The organism is Gracilimonas sp. (assembly GCF_031581265.1).
Lineage (GTDB): Bacteria > Bacteroidota > Rhodothermia > Balneolales > Balneolaceae > Gracilimonas.
Genome location: NZ_JAVLBQ010000009.1, coordinates 26,047 through 49,036, shown reverse-complemented (window position 1 = coordinate 49,036; position 22,990 = coordinate 26,047). Strand labels below are relative to the sequence as shown.

The following is a 22,990-nucleotide window of genomic DNA, read 5'->3' as shown; positions in this document are numbered from 1 at the left end:
ATTTATCAAAAATATGATATTATTTAATTTCAATTAGACATCAAGAAATCCTCTCCGGCGGATTACCAACCGACCAACTCGTGCACGCTGGTTCAATGATGTGGGATCTTCATTCAAACTACTTTCTTTCGTTCAGCCATTTTCATTCCAGAACTCTTGACTGCTTAGCGTTCTCCCCTCTTTATGATCTTTTTGTCCCTTTGTTATTGACTCTTTATCCGGTCCCGTTAAATCTTCATACCAGTCATTGCCAGACGTTTCCGTTTCTTTGATAAGTTTCAATGTTTCAAATAGATCTTCATTTCCCGGTTTAGAAATCCACTCAGCCAATTCTTCTCTGACTGCGTTGTTTTTATCCATATTACTCTATCTGTTTTAGTACTCACCAATATATAAAAAACGATTTCTATCTGCTTACACAGATCAAAATTGACTACAGCCGAAGCTTACGAGACGGCCATTACGCAGCAATGCAACATGGGCATGGCATGCTCCACAAAAAAACATGATCCTTCAAGTGTTCAGAATGACTTTATGTCGTTTTGAATTTTATTGACCTTCCCAAACAAAAATCCTGCCCATCCTAAAATCCCACAAATCATGGTTCAAACAGAAGATATACTACAAGCCCCAAAACCCATCCATCACCCCGCTCTCATTGAATTCATGATCCCATCCCATTCAAACCGAGCGGAAAGATGGATTCCTGACTTTTTTATTTCAGGCATACCAAACTCACTAAAGCGTCCTTTCCCCTTGTTGAAGGGGAAAGACAGAAAGGGGTCGATGAATTCGAGCAACCAACCCCAATTCAACCCCTTGGAAGCGGTGCTTCCGGCAGGCATTGCGCAGCGGAGCTGAGCAACGAGGGTCATCATAAAGATTTTAAGCCGGCGTGGAATATTACGCTATAAATTCCGCTTTATATGGCTTGCTATCTGTTCTGCATGAACGCGCGAATTTTCGATGAAAAGTCGGCTCGTATCCATACCGCCACAGACCACGCCCGCTACATAAACTCCTTTTTGTTTGGTCTCCAAACTGTCTTCATCGTAAACGGGCATGCACTTTTCATCGTCGGTGAGCTCTACTCCTAAACTTTCCATAAGCTCATAATTGGGATGATAGCCAGTCATGGCAAGTACAAAATCATTTTCCAGGGTTACTTCCCCATCAGGAGTGTTAATAATAACTTCTTTCTCTCTGATTTCTTTTACTTCCGAATTAAAGTAGGCCGGGATTTCTTCATTTTTGATCCGGTTCTCGATATCCGGTTTTACCCAGTATTTCACGGTTGGCTTAATGGAGTCATATTTTAACAACATGGTGACTTCAGCTCCGCCTCGCCAGCATTCAAGGGCTACATCCACACCGGAATTTCCGCCGCCAATCACCAGTACTTTCTGCCAGGCATAGGGATGAGGCTCGTCATAGTAATGTTTTACTTTGGGAAGATCTTCTCCGGGAACGCCCATCATATTTGGCTTTCCATAAAAGCCGGAAGCAACTATTACTTTATCTGCTTTATACTCTGCTTTATCCGTTTTAACCGTGAAATTGCCGTCTTCCCCTTCCATAGTTTCAACTTTCTCATATAAATTAACAGGAAGTTTATAATGCTCTGCCACCCTGCGATAATATTCCAGGGCCTCTGCTCGTGTAGGCTTCGATCCATGAGAAATGAAGGGGATATTTCCGATCTCCAATTTATCGGAGGTTGAAAAGAACGTCATGTTGGTGGGATAGTGGAAAAGGGAATTGACTAAACAGCCTTTTTCAATAATCTTAAAGGGGATGTCATTTTGTTGAAGGGCAATTCCTGTAGCAAGTCCGATGGGACCGGCACCGATTATAATAACCATGCGTTTCTTTTGTTTTTTTAGTGTTCAGTAAGTGATTGATTTAAACACCCCAAAGATACGAATCGTTTGAGTTATTGTGGGGAGGTTGTAGATGCTAAGTAATTCGATGGCAATTTTCGTTAAACTGCCCAGAAAAAGTCTCTCCTTGAGGAGAGATCAACAAATCAGTTGTTCCTGATTTGTTGTGAGAGGTGTTGGCACCAAGGATAATTCAGGCTGACATTACTCAGAATAATGGCTATTGTAGAAAATTAGACCGTAAAAGCAATCTTGGCATTGGCACCAACACCCTCCGCCAGACTTCACATCCGCTCAGTCCGGCACCTCCCTCCCCGACACGCTTGTACGGGACAGGCAAGGGAGGACTTTTTCTGTATGAATCTAAAAACTATTTTGTGGGCAAATTATCTAAAATCTACAGCGATGGCAGTTCTTTGATCTATTTCATTCTAACTCTGGCTCCTTGATAAAAGGTCGAGCACATCACAATATAAATTGTGTTACTATTCTTTATTCAAGACTGTCCGATTACATGTCGGCATCTATGGTTATTGGAGCACCTTGTTCGAAGTCATATAGTGTGAGGCGGCGCAGGTTGTAATAGCCGGTCCAGTAATTTCTGAGTGCTTGAATATAGCTTCGCCGCGCACTGTCTTTTTCATTTTGAGCAATGAATAGGTTTGTGATGTCGATTTTACCAATCAGGTATCGATTCTGAGCTACATCATAACGGCGATCGGCAATTTCATCAGATTGTTCAGCAAGTTCAACCTGACTTTGCAGCTGCGAAAATTCCCGAACCGTACTTCGTACATTTAGGTCAAACTGTAGCTTTTGGTAGGCAATGGTATTAGCCGTTGATACCTGCTGATTTCGTGCCGATTGTATCTCCGCATTATTTTTACCCCAGTTAAAAATCGGTATTTCAAAACCAAGGGTAAAAAACTGTCGGTTCTGTGCGTTCTCATACAAATCAGAAAAATCATCCGACGTTTGATTCAATCCATAACTTGCTTGTATGGTTGCTGAAAACCCGGCATCCTTTCGAGCCTGATCATACGCTTGGTTAGCCTGAATTTCACTAAGCTCAAATTCAAGGGAAGTGCTGTTATTTTCCTGGGCCAGCGTTAACGCTTTTTCAACGTCTATATTAAGTTCCGGGGCATCTTCGGGGACCAATACTTCAATTACTGTTTCATCCGGAATACCTAACAGAGCCTTAAAGTTTTCTTCGGCTCTTTGAAAATTTAGCCGTGCTGTGGTTAAAGAAGTTTCAGCATTACGTAAAGCCAATTCAGTTTGCAGTAAATCATTTTCGGCGATACTTCCCACCTGATATCTCCCTTTAGAAATATTATATACCGAGTCGTTGACGGTGACATTAAATTCAGCAACCTCTACATTAATTTTTGCCAGCAGGAAATCAAAGAAGCTTTGGGTGGTGTTGAACGCCAGGTCTTCCATGTCTTCCACGTACTGCTTTTGGGCAATTTGATACCGCAGCGGCTCAATACGGTTTCTCCACTTCAAACTATTGTACTGAAATAGAGGTTGCCGAAGGGAAGCAACCAATGGCGTACTTTGCCATAGATATGTATTCTCACTTTGAAAAATCCCCAACCTTGTAATACCACTTGAAAGTGACAAATTACCTCCGGTTGGCAATATATTTTGTTGAACGGTAAGATCTACCGAGGCCTCAGACTGTGTTCGGGATGAAAAAGTAACCGTACCATCATCCTGTACATTTGAGAAAATGGATTTATTGTAATTGGGGGCATCTCCGCCAAGCGTTAAACTGGGAAGCAAATCTGCCCGAAAGGACTTATATCTCCACTTCGCCGAAACCAGGGAAAAATTAGCAGCACGCGCCAGCGGACTATTATCCTTGGCTATTTCAATGCTTTGTTCTAATGTGAGTGTTCTGCTATTTTGCCCCTGAACCTGAGTTGTAATCAGCGTAACGGCAAATATGATCAAAAAACTTAAAAATCGTTTACTCATGTCGTAGTGCGTGTACTGGATCGTGTTGTGCTGCCTGTTTTGCCGGGTAGTATCCAAATACCACTCCGATTAAAACAGCAACCCCAAACGAAATTATAATTGAGACGGGAGTAACTATAGTTGCTATATCTGCGGAAGCTTCAATCATATAACTAAATGCCATCCCGAGCATTATTCCTATAAATCCACCGGTAACACTTATGGTAAGTGCTTCGGTTAAAAACTGTAGTTCAATATCTTTTTTCTGTGCTCCTACGGCCATTCGAACCCCAATTTCTCTAAACCGTTCTACTACCGAAGCAAGCATGATATTCATAATTCCAATTCCCCCAACAATCAACGAGATGGAGGCAATAGTAGAAAGCACGATATTAAAAATCCTTTTGGTTTGCTGCTCTTGCTGTAGTAACTGCTCCGGTACTATGATCTCAAAGTCCACTACATCATTATGGCGTCTCTGCAACATCCTTGATAAAATTTCAGCAATGGTCCCGCTGTATTTGGTGTCGGTAACTTTCACAATAAGCCTGTCCAGCTGATTATAATTCCCATCATAATCACTGGAAGAGCTACTGCTTCCTCCCGTTGAAAAAATCATCGCGCCGCCCCCCATTATGACTGTGGAGCCACCGCTCCCTCCGGAATCTAAGTCATTTGCTGTGACAACAGCACGGTTTTTAAATCGGAGTAAAACGGTTGAAACAGGAGCATATATATCAAGGTTGAAGTTTCGGATACCCAGATTTTCAATATTTTCGTTCGATACTTCTTTCTTTTCGAGAACCCCAATAACGGTAAGCCATAAATGCCCTACCTTAATTTTTTGCCCGATTGGATCTTCGCCGGGAAAAAATCGTGTTTTTACATCATAACCGATCACAGCAACCGGTTCAGCCTGCCCAATTTGTAATTCACTGAAGTTACCGCCTTCAATAAACTCAAAATTACTGATATCAAAATAGTCTGAATTTACTCCGACTAACTTCCCGGTTCTCATTCGGGCCTCTCGAATAAAGCTGGTTTCGTACACAATTTCGGGGCTCAATCGCTCAACCTCAGGCACATGATCTCGAATACTTTCTAAATCCTTTAAAGTTAGACCGGGAGAAAATTTCGTACTCTCTTGCTGTTGGCCCTCTTCATTTACGTTACCCTGGCGCTGTTCAACCACCGGCTGCACGATCACGTTATTCGTACCCAATAGCTGCATTTGTGATAACACTTCCTGCTGAGCACCGGTACCAATAGCAAGCATGGCAATCACGGATGAAACACCAAATATGATTCCCAATGAGGTTAAAAAAGCTCTTAGTTTGTTTCGCTGGATGGCTTCGAGCGCAATGTCGAAGTTATAAAGTATTTTTTGAAGCACAGCTATCTTTAGTTAGAGGTTATTTCTTCTTCAAGATAGATGCGCTCAATGCCCGCGGTATCATCAGGTAAAGACATATAAATAACATCATCAAGAGTGAGACCTCGGTGAACTACTGCCTCATTTTGATTCATAAGTCCCAATTCCACTTCTTGCATTTCGGTCGATAATCCGGACTGCTTAAATACAAAGCTGGTTGAATCCTGGACATGAATCGTTTCAAGTGGAATGTACATGGCATCGGGCAGGCGATCTACAATAATTCGGTTACTGGTTGTCATAGCCGGGCGTAACACAGAGTCAGACTCAGCTATTTCCACAATCACTTCGTAAACTTTTGAGTTAGAACCTGAACGTTGTTCACCAATATTTGCCACACTGGTTACCATCCCGGTCATGCTTTTACCTTTAATGGCATCCAATTCTATTTCCACTTCCTGATCCCGGTTTACTTTTTGAACATCTACCTCATTAACATAGGTTACTGACTCCATCACTGAAAAATCCGGTAATTCCGCTACAACGGGATCCCATGCACTAATTTCACTGCCTTGAGCAATTTTAGTCCCATTTCTTTGTCGCCTGTAGATAACCATACCATTGGCAGGGGCATACACGGTAAATTCTTGCATTAAAGATCGGACCTTTTCAACTTCGCTTTGTTCCTCCTTAAGGTCGGTCTCAACCTCAAACATTTGAGCTTCTGCCTGTTGCACCCTGGTTTGATAATTCTTCCGTTCCTGGGCAAGTTGACGTCGGGCTTTATCCAAGTCAATTTCTGCCTGTCGCTGAACAGCAGGCGATTCATATTGTGATTGATCAACTGCGATTTGTCGCTCTTCCAACGCATATTCCAGGTTAATCAAGTTGTCCCGAGCTTGAGAAAGAGTTAAAGAGCTGTCTAAAGAAACCTGCGTTACCTGAGATTGTGCCTGTTGAAGCTCAAGCATGGCATCTTGCAACCGACCGGTGATCTCCGAACGATCCAGCTCAGCCACAAAATCTCCTTTTTGTACAACCGTACCTTCTGGAATCAGTCGCTGAATAGTCAGGTTAAATAATCGAATATCACGGCCTCCCTGCGGGCCTAAAATTTCGACGGAATTTTTTGCTCTCAACTCACCGGTAGTCGTAACATCAACAACAAATTCACCTTTTTTGGGTGTGGTGGTAAGCTGAACATTGTCATTGGCATTTCCGCCAAACATAAGCCAAGCTACAAATGACAATCCTATTACAATTATTGGTATTAAATATCTTTTTTTCATTGGTCTGTATTTTTAAAAATGCACTTAAATATACCCCTTTATTATTAGGACGTATATACTACGAAAATAGTTTTACATTTCTTGTAAATTATTGTTTTTGTACTGACTTTTAAGCTTCAGGGTTCGTTGGTTTTCACCCTTTTACAAATTAAAATTTTGCCACCCAATAAGCTTTCTCCGAAAAACCCAACTATTATTTCAGACCTGAAATCAAAATCCTGTATTTAGTCAATAAGCGTGTTATCTACCAATCCTTTTTCTAAGTCGTATTTAGTACCCGGTTGTGAATTATCTAAAATTTTGGTGGGTTCATTGTTTTCATCCACAACCACCACGCGCGGCTTATGTTCCCTTGCTTCTTCGGGTGTCATCTCCGCATAGCTGATCACAATAATTCGATCTCCAACCTGGGTAAGTCTGGCAGCGGCCCCGTTCAGGCAACACACTTTACTTCCGCGTTCTCCTGGAATCGTATAGGTTTCAATGCGAGAGCCGTTTGTGATATTTAAGACCTGCACCTTTTCATACGGCAAAAGGTTAGCGGCATCCAGCAAATCCTGATCAATAGTAATGCTGCCTTCATACATCAGGTTTGCTTCCGTCACTGCCATCTGGTGCAGCTTTGATTTAAACATCGTGATTTTCATCGTTCGTTCAGAGATCTAAAATTATATTGTCGATTAATCGTGTTTTCCCTAAGTAAACTGCGCCGGCCAAAATGTATTGCTTTCCTTCCTCGAGTTCTTGAACCGGCTGCATTGTTTCCATTGAAAACACATTAAGATAATCATTTTTGAAGCCTTTCGCTTCCAGCTCATCCTGCTGGTGATTCAACAATAATTTAGGCTCCATCACTCCCCCCCGAATTTGCTTTTCAACATATTGCAATGCTCTGTATAAGCCGGGAGCTATTTTTCGTTCCTGATCACTCAGGTAGGCATTTCGGCTGCTGAGTGCCAGTCCGTCATTGGCGCGAGCAATGGGGGCAGCAATCAATTCAATATCGTGATTAAATTCCTTCACCATCTGCGAGAGAATCAAAAACTGCTGAATATCTTTTTGCCCAAAAACAGCAATATCAGGCTCTATTATATTGAACAACTTATTTACCACCAGTACTATGCCCTCAAAAAACCCGGGTCGACTGGCTCCATCCATATGCTCATTCAGCTCTTCGATATTGATGGCGAAATACTTCTCCCCGGAACCGTACATAATTTCATCATTCGGGGTGAAAACAAGGGCAACTCCTTCCTCTTCACAAGCTTTGAGGTCATCTTCCATCTGGCGTGGATAATCTTCAAAATCTTCATTGGGGCCAAACTGCTCCGGGTTCACATAAATGGATACCACCACTTCATCAGCATGTTCACGTGCAGTTCGAATCAGCGATAAGTGTCCCTCGTGCAAAGCACCCATAGTTGGCACAAAAGCAATACTTTGCCCCGTGCTTTTCAGGGCTTTAATTTCTTTTCGAATGTCGCTGATTTCTGAAAATTGCTTCATGCTCAAATAAAAAGAGACGCCGTTTTGAGGGCGCCTCCAAAATTGTTAGCTATGGTTGTTACTTATACCGAGCGGTCGATATCGAAATTCTCCAGAATCTCTTTAATGCGATTCAGGAATGCTCCACCGTGGGCTCCGTCAATAATTCTGTGATCGTAGCTCATAGACAGGAACATCATCTGTCGGATCGCAATCACATCTTGTCCATCAACTTCGCGCACTACCGGGCGCTTCTCAATAGCACCGGTTCCGATAATAGCAACCTGCGGCTGATTTATAATCGGGGTTCCCATTAGGTTACCGACACTTCCATAGTTGGTTAAAGTGATAGTTCCACCCACTAAGTCGTCAGGACTCAATTTCTTGCTTCGTGCTTTCTGGGCTACATCATGTACAGAATTAGCTAAGCCCACCAGGTTCTTCTCCTGCGCTTTCTTAATAACCGGAACAATAAGTCCGCCTTCGCCGCCTTCACCTAAAGCTACTGCCAGACCGAAGTTAATATCTTTCTTCAAGTGGATTTCATCTTCAACCACTGAACTGTTGATAAGCGGATATTCCAACATAGCTGTAATAATAGCTTCTACAAATAGTGGGGTGAATGTGAGCTTGGTTCCTGTTTTTTCCTGGAACTTCGCTTTGTTGGCATTTCTCCATTTCACCATATTCGTTACATCCACTTCAGCAAAAGTAGTAACGTGAGCTGATGTTTGCTTAGACTTCACCATATGCTCGGCAATCATCTTACGCATACGATCCATCTTGATGACTTCGACATCTCCGGAAGGTGAATGTTTTACATCGAGCTGTCCGGCAGAAATTGAGTCGCCTGAAGATTTTGATTTTGAAGTAGGCTTGCTTAATCCGCCACCCGCTGAAGCTGCTTGTTTTTGCTGCGAAGGAGCAGAAACTTTACCTGCTTTACGATCCTCAACGTAAGCTAAAATATCTTTCTTGGATACGCGATTGTTTTGACCGGAGCCTTCAATAGACTCAAGTTCTTCCTGACTAATACCTTCTTCTTTAGCAATCGATCGTACCAGCGGAGAATAGAATCGTCCGTCGCTTCCTACTCGCTGAGGCTCCGTTCCGTTTGAAGTGGTAGTAGCTGCTACGGTCTCAGTTTCTTTTGGAGCAGAAGCAGAAGAGGTGCTTTCTGTTTTTTCTTCTTTTTTTGGAGCCGGCTTGGAAGATCCGCCTGAAGCAGCAGCACCTTTACCCGTTGCAATAACAGCGATGGTTTGCCCCACTTCAATAGTCTCTTCCTCTTCGGCTAAAATTTCTACTAGTGTTCCAGATGCAGGGGAAGGAACTTCACTGTCCACTTTATCAGTAGAAATCTCGAGGAGCGTTTCGTCTTCTTCAACTTCATCGCCCACTTGTTTATTCCAGCCTATCACGGTGGCCTCAACTACGGACTCACCCATCTGTGGCATTTGTACTTCAATGCGCTCTCCTTCGTCTCCGCCACCTGAAGCTGCTGGAGCTTCTTCTTCCGGCTCAGGCTCTTCTTCAACTTCAGTATCAGCTTCGGCTTCCGCACTTTCTTCTTGTGTTTCCTCATCTGCTTCCGCTTCATCAGCCCCGCCGGAAGATACATCACCGGCAGCATCCGCATCCGTTTCAATGATGGCAATAGGTTTTCCAACCTCAACCACTTCATCTTCTTCAGCTAAAATTTCTACGAGAACACCGGCTTCAGGTGATGGTACTTCGGTATCCACTTTATCGGTGGCTACTTCGAGCAAGGTTTCGTCAACCTCAACGGTATCGCCAACCTGCTTGGCCCACTCAATTACTGTACCTTCCATCACTGATTCGCCCATTTGGGGCATGACCACTTCTACCTTCGCCATAAAATTGTATTCTTTTGTGCCTTAAAGGCGGTTTAAAGGAATTTTCAACGGACCCTAAAGTTCAGGATAATTCCAATTAGTTCAAAATAAGTATCGTTCCTTTGAAAAATAGAAAGCGCTTTTTTGTTGGATTGGTTTTTTAGGTGATATTTTGTTGAAAGTTTCTTCATAATACTACCATACATTCTTCTACAGTTAGATTATTCTCTTTTAATTATCATCTAAAACCACTTCAATATTCGATATTCTATCGGTTTGTCCTCATTGTTGTTTTTATTAACTTCGTCTTTTAGTCATTTAGCATACATTTAACAAATCCTTGGCATTATGATATCGGAAGAATTACAGGAAATTATCGACGAAGCTGAGCTTCATATGGATGAAGCCACCAAGTATTTTAAAAAGGAGTTGTCTCACGTTCGTGCGGGAAAAGCAAATCCTGCCCTTTTAGAGGGTATTAAAGTGGAATATTACGGTTCACAAACGCCCCTTCAGCAACTGGCCAATGTGAGTGCCCCCGAAGCACGACTCCTGATCGTTCAGCCCTATGATCGCTCCGGAATGGAGGATATCGAAAAGGCAATAATGTCTGCCGGTCTTGGTCTCAACCCAAATAATGATGGGGAACGCATTTTAATCCCTCTGCCTGTATTAACGGAAGAGCGACGTAAGGAACTCGTCAAACACTCCAAAGACATTGCAGAAAACGCCAAGATCAGTATCCGTAACTCTCGAAGGGATGCCAACGACGCCATCAAAAAAACAGTCGAAAAAGAATCCCTCTCTGAGGACTCTAAGTTCGAAGCCGAAGATCTTATTCAGGAATTAACGGATAAGTACACGGCCAGAGTTGATGAACTCCTCGAGAAAAAAGAAAAAGAAATAATGACGGTGTAGGTATTACCGTGTTTAGGTGTTACGGTGTTAAGGTTTTTCCTTGCATCACCTTAACACCGTAACACTTTAGCACTTTAGCACTTTAGCACTTCAAACACCGTAACACCATCCATGTATATATCCGAACTTGAATTACAAGGGTTTAAAAGCTTTGCTCATAAAACGAAGGTAAAGTTTGATAGCGGCATTACTTCTATTGTGGGGCCGAATGGGTGTGGTAAATCTAATATTGTGGATGCACTGCGTTGGGTTTTGGGGGAGCAGCGTCCTTCCTTACTTCGATCTTCCGCAATGAGCAACGTCATCTTCAACGGCACGGCTCAGAAAAAAGCGCTGGGTATGGCTGAGGTGTCGCTCACTTTTGTAAATGACCAAGGCATTCTCCCTATTGAATACAGCGAAGTAACCATTTCTCGCCGACTCTATCGCTCCGGCGACAGTGAATATCTTATAAACGGAACTACTTGCAGGTTGAAGGATATCATGGAGCTGTTTATGGATACCGGGATGGGCTCAGATGCCTATTCGGTGATTGAGCTCAAAATGGTAGAGGAAATTCTAAATGATAAAAACAACGATCGACGACGATTGTTTGAAGAAGCGGCAGGGGTCACCAAATACAAAGAACAGCGCAAAAAAACCCTGCGAAAACTGGAGTACACAAGAAAAGACTTACAACGCGTTGATGATTTACTGGTAGAACTTCGTAAAAAAGCCCGTTCGCTGGAACGACAAGCCGAGAAAGCTGAAAAGGCCAAGGTTTTTAAAGATGAGCTTGAAATCCTTGATAAAGCGCTCACCCTCCACGAGTTCAATAAAATTAAGGACGAGCTGGAGCCACTGAAAGAGCGGATCACCAATGCCGACAAAGAGAAGAAAGAAATTACCAAAAGCATTGAAGAGCTTGAAGAAAATGATGAAAAAGCACGCGCCGAACTGGTTGAAAAAGAACGTCAGCAGGCAGAAGCTCAGCGCCGGGTAAGTCAGCTCCATAACGCCATTCGGGAAGCCGATACCAATCTTCGTATCACCAAGGAAAAAATTGAGAATGAGAAGAAGGTCATCAAAGGATATGCTAAGGATATTGAGCAGGGTGAAAAGGATTTAGAAGAGCTTACGGAGTTATTGGATTCGAGCCGAGCCAAACTGGAAGGCTTTGATGATGAACTGGCTAAATCGGAGAAAGCGCTCGAAGATTCGAAGAAGAAATACGGACAAATTCAGCAGCAGTATAATCGCGAACGCAGTGAATTGTATGAAATTGAAGTTGAGTTGAGTGCTACCAATAATGAACTGAATCAGCTTCAAACCAAGCGAATTAAAATTGAGAGTCGGCTTGAGAATACTGAGGGTGACCTCGCACGTATCAATGATGAAATTGTAGATCTGAATGACGAGATCGACAACATGAACGGGGAGCAGGGCCTGATTGAAAAAAAGCTCGATAATCTGGTTATAGAGCGCGATGAGCTGGAAGAAGAACTTGAAACCGCCCGTGAAAAACGGGAGCAGTTTGCCGATAAGCAGAATGAGATTAAGGATGAACTTCGTACGCTTCAGAGCAAGAAAGAATCTCTGGAGTCTGAAATACGATTAATGAATGACTTGGCAAGTTCCAATGAAGCCTTTCCCGGAAGTGTCAAATACCTGATCGAAAATCATCGCTTTGATTTCAAAGATATGACTACGGTGTCAGAGATCTTTGATACCGATCAAAAGCATGCCGTGGCGCTGGAAGCTGTACTGGGAGATGTCCTTAATTTTGTAGTCGTAAAATCTCTGGATGAAGCCCAACGTGCAGCAAAGATCCTCAAAGAAAATAAAAAAGGGCGAGCTACTTTTATCCCGCTCGATCAGTTAGCTGCTACGTATCCGGTAAAGGATGGGGGTTTGTTTGACGCGGTGAAGTCGAAACGCGAATATTCTGCGCTGAAGCAATTGCTACTTGGCAATGTTATGGTTTTTGATTCAGTCGAAGATGCCTATGCTGAAACCAAGAAAAAGGATGGTATCGTAGGGGTTACTTATGATGGCGAAGTAGTCACTAAAACCAAGTTTTTTCAAAGTGGAAGTAAGAAAAAGAATGCGGGCATCCGGGTTGGACTAAAGGATAAAATTGAGAAACTGGAAAAGGAAGAGGCTAAAACTTCCAAAGAAATATCCAAACTGGAAAACTACCTTCAGCAAATCGTTGAGAAATATGAGAAACTGGATATCGGCAAACTCAGTCAGACCCTGAAAGAGAAAGAGCAGGAAGTCCGCCGACTGGAGCAACAACAGCACAGCTTGAGCTCTAAAATTCAGGTATATCAAAAGAACATTGGCGAATTGGTTAATCGTAAAGATAACCTCAAAAGCAGCGAGGGAACCGCCCAGGAAGAGCTTGACTCCATTCAGCCCAAACAAAAAGAATTGCAGCAAAAAATGCTGGGGCTGGATGAAAAGCAGCAGGAGAAAAAAGAGCTTCTCGAAACGCTGGAAGATGAACGGTCCATAGCCCAAAGCCGGTACAACGACACACAGCTCAAACACCAGGATCTCAAAAATAAAGTCGAAAACCTGGAGCGAGATGTGCAGCGGGCTGAGACGGGTATTGAGAATGTAAAGTCGCGCATTGAAAACCGAAAAACTTCGACTAAAGAAAGTAAAGAACGCATCGAAACGCTGAATGGCAGAATTGAGGAATTGGAGGAAAACGTAACCACCAATAAAAAGGCTAAAAAAGAAGCTGATGAAGCCCTCGAAAAAGCCGAAGAGGCCGCAGCCAAACAGCGCGGTAAGATCAATGAAATTGAAAAAGAACTGAAGGAAGTCCGCCGCCGCAAAGAGGTGAATATGGAATTGGTTCACCATCTCGATATGGCTAGTGAAAAAATGGAGATGCAGAGTCAGGCATTATCCGATCACATTTGGGAAACCTATGGCATCCTGATGAAGCAAGTAACCGGTGAACTTCCCGAAGACAAAACGCCGGAAGAAGCGAAAGAACGTATCAGCTGGCTCAAGCAAAAGATGAATAGCATCGGGGAAGTGAATCCGCTGGCCATCGAAGAGTATAAAGAGGAAAAAGAACGACTCGATTTTTATGAAGAGCAGATTCAGGATTTGACGGAATCTGAAGAGCAACTCCTCGAAACGATTGATGAGATTAATGAAACGGCTACGAAGCGCTTCAATGAAACGTTCGAGAAAATCCGTGTTAACTTTCAGCAGGTATTTAAAACCCTTTTTGAAGAAGATGACTACTGCGACTTGCTGATTGAGCAGGATGTTGAAGATCCGCTGGAGGCTCGAATTGAGATTAAAGCTCAGCCACGGGGTAAACGTCCTTCCGGCATTTCACAGCTTTCCGGGGGAGAAAAAACGCTAACGGCCATTGCACTCCTTTTTGCTATCTACCTGGTCAAACCTTCCCCGTTTTGTGTATTGGATGAGGTAGACGCCCCGCTTGATGATGCCAACATCGAGCGCTTCGCCAAGATGATTAAAAATTTCAGTGAAGACACGCAGTTTATCATCATCACGCACAACAAAAAGACTATGAGCAAGGCGGAGATGATGTATGGGGTAACGATGCCGGAAACCGGAATTTCGCGCCTTGTTGGGGTGAAATTAGATGAAGTAGAAGACGTGTTATAGAATATTGAATATCGAACAGATGAATATTCAATATCCAATTTAAAGTTCGTTATTGGCACTCCTTCATTTATACTCTATCCATTAACACCAACGTATTGAAACGCGGATTACACAGATCAAGCGGATCATCGCTGAGAAGTTCAAGATGTAAACTATATCTATCATCTTATAACTTAGAAAAAGTCAGCCCCTCCTTCGGCCTTAGAAAAAAGAGCGTATAAAAGATGACGAAATGAAGCGTTAAAAAATATACTGTTCCGCTGATAAACTAAGAAGCGATAACAATTGGTGATGGAGCTTCAGTTTATTTTAGCGGAATGCAGTCAACTTTAGCACTTTTTTCGACCGCCTTGATTTTTTTGGTTCGTTTTTTATCAAGAAAAAATGAACAAGTTCGATATCAGATAAAAGTTGTTTGATCCTGATAAACCCACCGAATAGAACGCGGATGACACGGATCAGGCGGATGACCACGGAAACATAAGTTATACCGTCATCATACCTAATCCAACTCTCATAAAACTCCTCTTGCCCCCAAACCCATCCATCACCCCGCTCTCATCAAATCAATTTATTTTATCCTATTCACACCGAGCGGAAAGATGGATTTTTGACATTTTAATTTCAGGCATCCCATACACACAAAAGCGTCCTTTCCCCTTGTTGAAGGGGAAAGACAGAAAGGGGTCGATGAATTCGAGCAACCAGACCATTACTCAACCTCCCCGAAGGTGAGCTACACACCGAGAATAAAGACAATAAGAAATGAGCTTCTAAAAACTATATATTCCAAAAGATGTTCATTACACAAATTAGCCTCCGATATTCATGAAAAATCTATTACTTTCTTTTTTAGCTCTTTCACTACTCATGCTGGCTTGTCAGCCGCAAGATGAAACGACCCGCTTCGAGGATCTTCCTCAACATACTCAAACAATTTCATTGCTGGAAGATACCCTGTACACTGAAATTGACTCGCTTCCCGAACCTATGGTCAACCGAATTGATTCACTGAGTGCTTTGGCTCTTGAAGAAAATCGCCCGGTGGACAGCTACATTTGGGAAGCAAGAAAAACAGCTTATTTTGGGGATTATCGTGAGGCCATCATTCAGCTTTCATCGGCTATTATTGAATTTCCCGAAGAACCGAGATTATATCGCCACCGGGGACATCGATATATTACACTCAGAGCATTTGATCTTGCCATCAATGATTTTCAAAAGGCTGCCCAACTTTTTGAAGGAACCGATGATGTCGTAGAGCAAGACGGACTACCCAATGCACAGAACCAACCGCTGAGTTCACTACAAACCAACACTTGGTATCATTTGGGCTTAGCTCATTATTTGAAAGGCGAATTTGATCAGGCTAATCTCGCCTACGATAATGGCCTTCAAATTGCTGATAATGATGATATGCGGGTGGCTTTTCTCTATTGGAAATACATGACACTCCGTAAACTGGGCCGCGATATGGAAGCCGGTAATTTATTGGAAACCGTCAGCCCAAATTTAGAATTAATCGAAAACACCAGCTACCATGAACTTCTGATGGTTTTTAAAGGAGTCTTTACCCCCGAAGATTTGCTATCAGAAGAAAACTCAGAACTGGATAATGCCACCCTTGGCTATGGACTTGGCTTTTGGCATGATATCAACGGGCGAGATGACCGGGCCCGGGAAATTTGGTCTCAGGTTTATGAGGGAGACAACTGGGCTGCTTTTGGATACATTGCCAGTGAAGCTGAACTTGCCCGAAATTAATGGGATGGTTTGCAGGCATTCATGGAGTTAATCCCCCACTGCGAAAACAACTCCGGAATCTTTGCAGCAATTCTTCCTTTTCAGTTGAAAACGAGAACTTATTTATAACTGCCGGGGGACATTCTTCTACATCATTTTTTCAGTCTGAGTTGGAGGACTCAAAAGGATGGGTTACATGCGGAATTGGTATTGGTCGCCAACAGAGTGCAACGAGTATTTTTCAGCATAATGACTGGGAACGTATCCTTGAGGAAGAAAGTACAGATCCCCGAAACTTATCTGCAATGAATGGACATTTTGCTGTTGCCAAATGGAATGATGACCGGCTAGAGCTCTTCACCGATCAATTGGGATTGCGGAATATTTTTATTTATGAAGGTAATGGCTACACACTATTTTCAACACGCCTGGACTGGATCAAAAAGCTGATTTCGGAAGTTGATATTGACTGGGAAAAATTTGGGAGCCGGTGGTTAGCAATTAATCAGTTTTCGAATGATAGTTTTTTACACGGGGTGAATCGATTATCGCAGGGTGGATATGCCTCCATCACCCCTAATAACAATAAAATTAGTAACCGGCGGTGGACATACGCTAAGAAGCAAACCTCTGCCCAAGAGTTTGAAGATGGGCTTTTTCACTTTACTTCTCTTCCCTTAGAACAGGATCGGGAATTATCGTTGGGTCTTTCCGGCGGACTGGATTCCCGGGTACTGTTTGCCACTCTCCTCAAAAAACCGGAGGCCAACTGGGGGCTTCATACCTTTGCCGAAGAACAGCACCCCGACCTACATACAGTCCAACAGCTAAATACACATTTTAATCGCAAGCACCGAATTCTCGAACAATCAATTCCTGAACTTCCCGATTTAGAACATCAATTACCGGAATTTGTCGGGCAGGTTTTATTTACTGCTGCGCCTTCCCATTTGGTCACCCTTCAGGCTTATAATGATATCAGGAATGAAACCCTTTCAGTTGTAGATGGTGGTTTTGGAGAGATCGCACGCCGACGGTTTATGGTGTCTTTATTGCTAAAGGAAAAAAAGGCTATCCTTGAAAAAAATATATCTCGCATAATGCCTCACCTCTTTTTACACCGGGCTGATATTTTCACTGATGAAGTACATCAGCATATGCTTCAGGGATTCGAAGAAGAGCTCACCCATGAAATTGAGGCTATGCCGGAAGCCAAAGATATAGGCGTTGAAAACTGGTTGGATCTTTTTACCATTCGCACGCGGGTACCAAACGGGGCCGGGCCGGAACAATCCCGATCTGATGCCGAGCTTTTTAATTATATGCCGTTTCTACAGCCCGAGCTCATTCAGCAAGTGTTGAACCTTCCGATCAAACAACGCAAAAATGCGCAATTGCTTAGAGCAATTATCAAAAAAAATGCACCGGTACTCCAGCAAGTAAATTTAGTAAAAGGCACTACCTCCTATCCATATTGGCTAAAGGACGTGCCCGCTGCACTATGGATGCGACTTAAACAAAAAGCAGGGTTATCTTATGAAAGTACGCTTCAGGTCCATTTCTTGAACCGGCTGGAGCCGTATGTCAGAGACCTTCACAACTCAAGTTCTGTCCGAAATTATTCCCCCTATGATCAAAAGAAGATCACCAACTTGATCCGGGGGTTTTACGATGAAGAAAACACCAAGCTTGCCGGCGAACTCAACTGGTGGTTAGCATTTGAAGTATTTCGCAGAATTTAAAGTGTGTGTTTTAGTGTTACAGTGTTAACGTGTTACGATTGATTTTTATACCGTAACACTTTAACACCTTAAATCAATTCCCAACAAAGAATACCGCATTACCAAACAAAAGCTTCCCATTATGCCAGAAACCACGGAATAATGGATTATCGATCATATAAACCACCTGCCCTCGGCCCATGTTTTGAACGCCAAACGACAGAGTGTTTTCGAGATCTTTCTTAGCTTCACTGCCCACAAAACCGCTTCGGTGTGCTTCTTCTTTGGCTACACCTACATTCCAGCCGTTATCCAGGTAAGCGAATGCTGTGGAGCCGAGCTTTAGCGACATGTACTCCTCTCCATATCCAAAAGCTAAAGGATGAGTATTATCCATGGTCGTTTCGAAGATGGAACCGGCATTCATGTACTTTGCTCGTTCGCGGGAAGCTTCCCCGTACTTAACCAGCTTATCTTCAGGGTCTTCATCCTCTTCAGCTTCCTCGCTTTCTTTACGGCCTAAATCAAAACCATCCTTTCCGGCCAGCATATTATTGGCACCATCAACGGCAATTAACGTGCCTCCGCTACGCACCCAGCTTGTGATGGTGTCCATTTCACTATCTCCAAATGCACTACCATATACACTCGGTAATATCAGCACGTGATAATCATCCCAATCCACAGAACTCACATCATCTACATTAATCAGGCTTACGGGATAATCTATTTGCTGATCGAAGTAGTTCCAAATGTGTCCTACGGTATTAGAACTTGTTCCGCTTCCTGATAGAAGTGCTACTTTAGGAGTTTCAATGTATCGCACTCCAGATGAACCAAAATCTTTTCCGGAATCCACAAAACCGGTGGCTACAGGTGTCAATACCCGGTTCAGCAATCCTGCCTCATCTTTCACAATCGTATCGAATTCATCTCCAAGGTGCTCATTCCCATTTCGGGTGATGATTAGCGTTCCCGGAGCATACTCTTCTTCATTCAGCACAAAACCCTCCTGTGCGTATCGTGCCTTCACTCCTTTTTTCAAAATCTGTGCTAAAAACTTCAAATCATCCAGGGAATTCCATTTTGCTAAATATGCATAAGGCTTGTCGATAACCCGAGTGAGGTCATCTTCTGATGTTGAAGCAACCGGGCCTGCCTCTACTTGTCCTGGAATGGCGTAACCATCCACTCCAAAAGCATAGTGCATTTCCCATGCGGTGATGTCATAAGTCAGCGAATCCACCAGTTCCGGTTTTGGCTCAAATAGTACACGGACCAATGTTCCTTTGGGCTGATAGGTGCTTATCACATAATCTCCTTCTTCAATATTCACTCTGCCGGTTTCGCCGGTCGCATAATCATATCCTTCCGTTCGGGAAGATTCGGTAGCCATTCCAAATTCGATCTCTTGCTTATCCAGGTATTGCAGCAGACCGGTCACTTTATCGGGATTACTGCTTTTCTTGACTACAAACGTTTTGTATTCCCCATCCCCATTCTCGATGGTATTTGAGAAATAATTTGAAAACTCTTCAATAACTCTTTCATGGTTTTGAGCTGTAATCTCTACGGTTGAAAGTCCTGTTGTGGAATGATGTGTCAGTCGGTCATTTAAGGTCAGCGTATCTCCTTCGGCGGTTATCACTCCGAGACCGGCAGAACTGTGTCCTGCTTGCTCATAAGTCATACCAATGGCTCCGTTGAAGGTTGGCCAGGTATCACCATAGCTGGGGTAAAACAGGTCAAACACTTCGCGTGTGAAATAGAGCCAGTTTTCTTCATCAAAATATTTTGTGTGATTTTTTCCGATCATGGTCTGGAAATCTCGTTGCCAGTCGGTGATGGCAAGGTGAAACGGTTCGGCAGCGGGAGCAAAATAATAGGGAGAGTTTACACCCTGCTCATGGAAATCAACGTGTACATGGGGCATCCATTGGTTGTAAACGGCTATGCGCTGCTGACTTTCAACCTGTGTTTGCCAGGCCCAATCGCGGTTCAGATCGAAATAGTAATGATTGGTACGACCTCCGGGCCACGGCTCACTATGCTCCCGCGATTCCGGGTGAACATTAATTTCTTCTCCAACCACACTCTTAAACCAATTCACATATCGGTCGCGACCATCGGGATTTACCATCGGATCCATAATCACCACAGAATTTTGCAGCCAATCTGAATTTTCTGTGACCAACTTATATATTGTATTCAGCGCAGCTTCACTGGATGAAGTCTCGTTCCCGTGGACATTATAGCTTAGCCAAACAATCGCCTTTTGGTTTTCCGTAGGCTCTCCTTCTTCAAGTCCGGTAAGCTTCAAGTTGTTTAACCGGATCTCTTCAATATTAGTTTGGTTTTGAACGGAAGTCACCACAGCATACACCAGCTCGCGACCTTCATTGGTTTTTCCATATTCGGAGAGCGTAACCATAGCTGATTCATCCGCCACATGCCGGAAGTAGTTCATCACTTTATAGTGGGGCGTCCATTGCTCGCCCAATTCATATCCTAAAAATTCAGCCGGCGACTGTAACTGCGCCAGTGCCTGCAGGGGGATTATAAAACTTAGTAATACGAAGGTAAGTATCCCTTTTTTCATTGTTCTTCCGTTTTGTTTAGTTCATTTTCAATTTGTTGTACTACATCATCCACGATGGAATTCGGAATAGGAATGGTAAGGTTGTAATGGGCAATTTTCCAGTCGTTTTCATTTTTTACCAAAACTCCGCTCCCTCTGGCGGGACCTAAATTCGGGGTGTCCAGTTCTTCATCGAACCAGGCAACTTTGCCGTTATCTGAAAAATAGATTTTGCGAAAGGTTGGGGTGAAAGTCCACGCTACCCCGTCATCTTCAAAATAGGGTTTGGACCAGGGTTTGAATTCTGCAATCGTCCACCGCTCTGTGGCGTCGGTGCCCATAAAAATAGACGAATCGTTTTCAAAGTGATTGAAGTAACGTTCAAAATCTCCTTCGGCGGCAGCAGCGTGCCAGTCGTCGAGAACGGTATTTACGGCTTCCGGGGATGGCGAGATTTGAGTTTCTTTGGGTTGGCAGGCTGCAAACACTATTGCAGGAATAAAAAATAGTAGCGTTAATAATCTCATAATAGTTTTTTGGCGTATTCATTGGTTAGATTTTGTCATCCAGAGCGCCCAAGAATGTGCATTCGAGTCCATACTTTAACGCGAAGGATCTCAAAGTTTAACACATCTTAAATGGTGCAAATTTTCAGATTATTCGCGACAACTTAACCAGTCTTATCAGAATGCCAAGCGCTCAGAGAGAAAACAAACTTCTTTGTTCAATAAGTTATCCTATGGTAGCCAATCCAAGCAGTTAGGGCAAGGAGAGATTTTGGAGGTAAGTAAGCAGGCCTGAAGGCCCTTGGCTGGTTTATTTACGGGTGTGAAAAATTTTAGCGAATGGAATACCCCTGATAATGAAAAAGTGTATTTCAACCAATATTGTAACTGCAATAAATCGGCTTTGAAACAGAACTTCTATCAGTCGTTTCGTAGCTGATCAGGCAAAACGTTAAAAACCTGAAATTTAAACCCATTCAAAAATTTGATAAATCCTAAAACATTACTTTGTTAAAGTAGTGAGTTGAACACGGCAACTTATATAAACATTTATTACATTATTTTTATGAATTCTTAATATATATACTACCAATGTTATATTTCTTATAATAGTATTTGTATTAGCTCTTATTGGTAAAATTTTGTCGCCCGAAATTATTTTATCGTTTATTATAGCTTTTACTTTTGAACTATTCCAGTTTGCAGTTACACAGTTTATTGCAAAGTTAATTTATTTTATTGCATTACTATTGATAATAAATATTATAGCAAATTTGGTCTGGAAAAAAAGCTTAGTATCATTAATACTGTTTATTCCTATTTGGTTTGTGTCCTTATTTGCATACCTATATAATTTACCTGTTGATTGTGGGTGTTTTGGAGAAATATTTACTTTGCCAACTCACATCTCACATTTAATCTTTAATACTATAATACTTCTCTCTCTTTCAATTAATTTTTATTTAGAGAAAAAATCAATTAGTATCAAGTAAGTATAATTCGGAAGTACGGGTTTTTGCTTTCCCATATATATAAACACGTTTACCTGTCATATATATATTTGTATCAAAAAAGTTCACTTCATTATGTTCGCTTAAAACTTCTTTTGAAATAATAAACTCGCTACCAGTTTTGATTATTTTTAAATAGCCAGATCTTATATTTGCCCCAATTTGACCAAAACTGATGATAATTTCATTACTATCAGAATTAACATAGGAAATGTTATTAATGATACCTGGTGTTTTTACCCCATATCCATAAATTTCATGATTTACCACTTCCATTTCGTAAGGCAATACATCACCCAAATCCAAAACTTTGATTACATCTCCTGAATCATCTAAATAAAAAGCTTTATTCATTCCTCTTACAAGTAAAAGAAACTCGTTTTTTTCAAGATATACCACATGTGTTTTGAAATCTATTTTTTGTAAAAAATCCAATCTCTCTAATCCTTTAATATTCTCTATATCAAATAAATCAACAGATACTTTTAATTCTTTATTTATTTTAAAACTGTTTTTGTCAAGCACATAGCCAATTGAAATTGAATCTCGATTTTTGATTTGATCAGGAAATACCACCAGATTTTTAGATATAATCAAATCATCTTGAAAGACCTGCATGAAAGAGACATTTACAACCTTAGTTAAAGTCTCTTCAGCTGTCGAATCTTTCATATTGTATTTGATGAACTTTCCTCCCAGGCTATTTATATATAAGTAACTTTCCTTCCCTTCATTTTCCAGTACAGATGCTACAACTCCTTTTGCTTCTTTAGGCCCTTTTCCATCTCTTATTATTCGGTTTAAAATCTCACCCTGTGATAGACTATATAACTGAACATGCTTATCAAGTCCATTACTAACCACCAGAATAGAATCGTTATTCATCTGATGAATATTAACAATTGAGCCAAAATACCCCAGCTCGGTCATTTCTGATTTATCTTGAGCAAAACAATTGCTAGTAATAATAATTAGCGTAAGTATTAATAATCTCATATAAAAAAAATACAAGTAGAAGTTCTACTTGT

17 protein-coding genes and 1 riboswitch are annotated in these 22,990 nt (G+C 42.1%); of the genes, 6 read left to right on the top strand and 11 right to left on the bottom strand.

The genetic code is table 11. The annotated features are described in order from the left end of the window. Positions 1–32: 32 nt before the first annotated feature. A riboswitch (SAM-I-IV-variant riboswitch) is annotated at positions 33–131 on the top strand. A gap of 1 nt (position 132) precedes the next feature. Beyond that, a complete protein-coding gene (locus RI561_RS05225; RefSeq protein WP_395079169.1) occupies positions 133–360 on the bottom strand; it encodes a hypothetical protein in 228 nt (75 codons plus the stop codon). A 240-nt stretch (positions 361–600) separates the two neighbouring features. Between RI561_RS05225 and RI561_RS05220 the strand changes: the two genes are divergently transcribed. Then, positions 601–861 carry a hypothetical protein gene (locus tag RI561_RS05220; protein WP_395079168.1) on the top strand — a complete coding sequence of 87 codons (261 nt, stop codon included), beginning with the start codon at positions 601–603 and terminating at the stop codon, positions 859–861. A 47-nt stretch (positions 862–908) separates the two neighbouring features. Here the strand turns inward: RI561_RS05220 and RI561_RS05215 are convergent, their stop codons facing one another. The 7 genes from RI561_RS05215 to sucB all read right to left on the bottom strand — a co-directional run bounded on the left by RI561_RS05215 (position 909) and on the right by sucB (position 9,868). Further along, complete coding sequence (locus RI561_RS05215) at positions 909–1,862, bottom strand: YpdA family putative bacillithiol disulfide reductase (protein ID WP_395079167.1); 954 nt, start codon at positions 1,860–1,862, stop codon at positions 909–911. A gap of 528 nt (positions 1,863–2,390) precedes the next feature. Continuing rightward, the gene (locus RI561_RS05210; protein WP_395079166.1) at positions 2,391–3,866 is read right to left on the bottom strand and encodes a TolC family protein; all 1,476 of its coding nucleotides are present in this window, start codon (positions 3,864–3,866) and stop codon (positions 2,391–2,393) included. Next, the gene (locus RI561_RS05205) at positions 3,859–5,238 is read right to left on the bottom strand and encodes an ABC transporter permease (protein ID WP_395079165.1); all 1,380 of its coding nucleotides are present in this window, start codon (positions 5,236–5,238) and stop codon (positions 3,859–3,861) included. Before RI561_RS05205 ends, RI561_RS05210 begins: the two co-directional genes overlap by 8 nt. A gap of 8 nt (positions 5,239–5,246) precedes the next feature. Beyond that, positions 5,247–6,506 (bottom strand): efflux RND transporter periplasmic adaptor subunit, encoded by a 1,260-nt coding sequence (locus RI561_RS05200; RefSeq protein WP_395079164.1) that lies wholly within the window; start codon positions 6,504–6,506, stop codon positions 5,247–5,249. A gap of 224 nt (positions 6,507–6,730) precedes the next feature. Next, on the bottom strand, positions 6,731–7,153 hold the full coding sequence (gene panD, locus RI561_RS05195; RefSeq protein ID WP_395079163.1) for an aspartate 1-decarboxylase: 423 nt from the start codon (positions 7,151–7,153) through the stop codon (positions 6,731–6,733). A 7-nt stretch (positions 7,154–7,160) separates the two neighbouring features. Further along, positions 7,161–8,012: a pantoate--beta-alanine ligase gene (gene panC / locus RI561_RS05190; protein WP_395079212.1), complete on the bottom strand. Its 852-nt coding sequence runs from the start codon at positions 8,010–8,012 to the stop codon at positions 7,161–7,163. A gap of 62 nt (positions 8,013–8,074) precedes the next feature. After that, a complete protein-coding gene (gene sucB / locus RI561_RS05185; RefSeq protein WP_395079162.1) occupies positions 8,075–9,868 on the bottom strand; it encodes a 2-oxoglutarate dehydrogenase, E2 component, dihydrolipoamide succinyltransferase in 1,794 nt (597 codons plus the stop codon). Positions 9,869–10,195: 327 nt separating this feature from the next. Here sucB and frr point away from each other — a divergent pair, with 327 nt between their 5' ends. The 4 genes from frr to RI561_RS05165 all read left to right on the top strand — a co-directional run bounded on the left by frr (position 10,196) and on the right by RI561_RS05165 (position 17,889). Beyond that, entirely contained in the window at positions 10,196–10,765 is a 570-nt protein-coding gene (gene frr, locus RI561_RS05180) for a ribosome recycling factor (RefSeq protein WP_395079161.1), read from the top strand. Positions 10,766–10,876: 111 nt separating this feature from the next. Continuing rightward, positions 10,877–14,404, top strand: coding sequence for a chromosome segregation protein SMC (gene smc, locus RI561_RS05175; protein WP_395079160.1), 3,528 nt, complete (start codon positions 10,877–10,879; stop codon positions 14,402–14,404). A gap of 828 nt (positions 14,405–15,232) precedes the next feature. Continuing rightward, positions 15,233–16,168 carry a tetratricopeptide repeat protein gene (locus RI561_RS05170; protein ID WP_395079159.1) on the top strand — a complete coding sequence of 312 codons (936 nt, stop codon included), beginning with the start codon at positions 15,233–15,235 and terminating at the stop codon, positions 16,166–16,168. After that, positions 16,168–17,889 (top strand): asparagine synthase-related protein, encoded by a 1,722-nt coding sequence (locus RI561_RS05165; protein ID WP_395079158.1) that lies wholly within the window; start codon positions 16,168–16,170, stop codon positions 17,887–17,889. The genes RI561_RS05170 and RI561_RS05165 overlap by 1 nt, the downstream gene beginning before the upstream one ends. Positions 17,890–17,962: 73 nt before the next feature. Here RI561_RS05165 and RI561_RS05160 read toward each other — a convergent pair whose 3' ends face one another. Next, on the bottom strand, positions 17,963–20,467 hold the full coding sequence (locus RI561_RS05160; RefSeq protein ID WP_395079157.1) for a M14 family metallopeptidase: 2,505 nt from the start codon (positions 20,465–20,467) through the stop codon (positions 17,963–17,965). Further along, the gene (locus RI561_RS05155) at positions 20,464–20,973 is read right to left on the bottom strand and encodes a nuclear transport factor 2 family protein (RefSeq protein WP_395079156.1); all 510 of its coding nucleotides are present in this window, start codon (positions 20,971–20,973) and stop codon (positions 20,464–20,466) included. Before RI561_RS05155 ends, RI561_RS05160 begins: the two co-directional genes overlap by 4 nt. Before the next feature lie 548 nt (positions 20,974–21,521). Between RI561_RS05155 and RI561_RS05150 the strand changes: the two genes are divergently transcribed. Continuing rightward, on the top strand, positions 21,522–21,944 hold the full coding sequence (locus RI561_RS05150) for a MauE/DoxX family redox-associated membrane protein (protein ID WP_395079211.1): 423 nt from the start codon (positions 21,522–21,524) through the stop codon (positions 21,942–21,944). Here RI561_RS05150 and RI561_RS05145 read toward each other — a convergent pair. Next, the gene (locus RI561_RS05145; protein WP_395079155.1) at positions 21,927–22,958 is read right to left on the bottom strand and encodes a hypothetical protein; all 1,032 of its coding nucleotides are present in this window, start codon (positions 22,956–22,958) and stop codon (positions 21,927–21,929) included. The genes RI561_RS05150 and RI561_RS05145 overlap by 18 nt on opposite strands. Positions 22,959–22,990 lie beyond the last annotated feature (32 nt).

What these genes read in the sequence shown, in the direction of transcription:
- RI561_RS05170 (WP_395079159.1), top strand. Translation starts at nt 15,233, where the DNA reads ATGAAAAATCTATTACTTTCTTTTTTAGCTCTTTCACTACTCATGCTG.
- panC (WP_395079212.1), bottom strand. Translation starts at nt 8,012, where the DNA reads ATGAAGCAATTTTCAGAAATCAGCGACATTCGAAAAGAAATTAAAGCC.
- RI561_RS05210 (WP_395079166.1), bottom strand. Translation starts at nt 3,866, where the DNA reads ATGAGTAAACGATTTTTAAGTTTTTTGATCATATTTGCCGTTACGCTG.
- RI561_RS05160 (WP_395079157.1), bottom strand. Translation starts at nt 20,467, where the DNA reads ATGAAAAAAGGGATACTTACCTTCGTATTACTAAGTTTTATAATCCCC.
- sucB (WP_395079162.1), bottom strand. Translation starts at nt 9,868, where the DNA reads ATGGCGAAGGTAGAAGTGGTCATGCCCCAAATGGGCGAATCAGTGATG.
- RI561_RS05225 (WP_395079169.1), bottom strand. Translation starts at nt 360, where the DNA reads ATGGATAAAAACAACGCAGTCAGAGAAGAATTGGCTGAGTGGATTTCT.
- RI561_RS05145 (WP_395079155.1), bottom strand. Translation starts at nt 22,958, where the DNA reads ATGAGATTATTAATACTTACGCTAATTATTATTACTAGCAATTGTTTT.
- RI561_RS05215 (WP_395079167.1), bottom strand. Translation starts at nt 1,862, where the DNA reads ATGGTTATTATAATCGGTGCCGGTCCCATCGGACTTGCTACAGGAATT.
- smc (WP_395079160.1), top strand. Translation starts at nt 10,877, where the DNA reads ATGTATATATCCGAACTTGAATTACAAGGGTTTAAAAGCTTTGCTCAT.
- RI561_RS05200 (WP_395079164.1), bottom strand. Translation starts at nt 6,506, where the DNA reads ATGAAAAAAAGATATTTAATACCAATAATTGTAATAGGATTGTCATTT.
- frr (WP_395079161.1), top strand. Translation starts at nt 10,196, where the DNA reads ATGATATCGGAAGAATTACAGGAAATTATCGACGAAGCTGAGCTTCAT.
- RI561_RS05165 (WP_395079158.1), top strand. Translation starts at nt 16,168, where the DNA reads ATGGGATGGTTTGCAGGCATTCATGGAGTTAATCCCCCACTGCGAAAA.
- RI561_RS05220 (WP_395079168.1), top strand. Translation starts at nt 601, where the DNA reads ATGGTTCAAACAGAAGATATACTACAAGCCCCAAAACCCATCCATCAC.
- panD (WP_395079163.1), bottom strand. Translation starts at nt 7,153, where the DNA reads ATGAAAATCACGATGTTTAAATCAAAGCTGCACCAGATGGCAGTGACG.
- RI561_RS05155 (WP_395079156.1), bottom strand. Translation starts at nt 20,973, where the DNA reads ATGAGATTATTAACGCTACTATTTTTTATTCCTGCAATAGTGTTTGCA.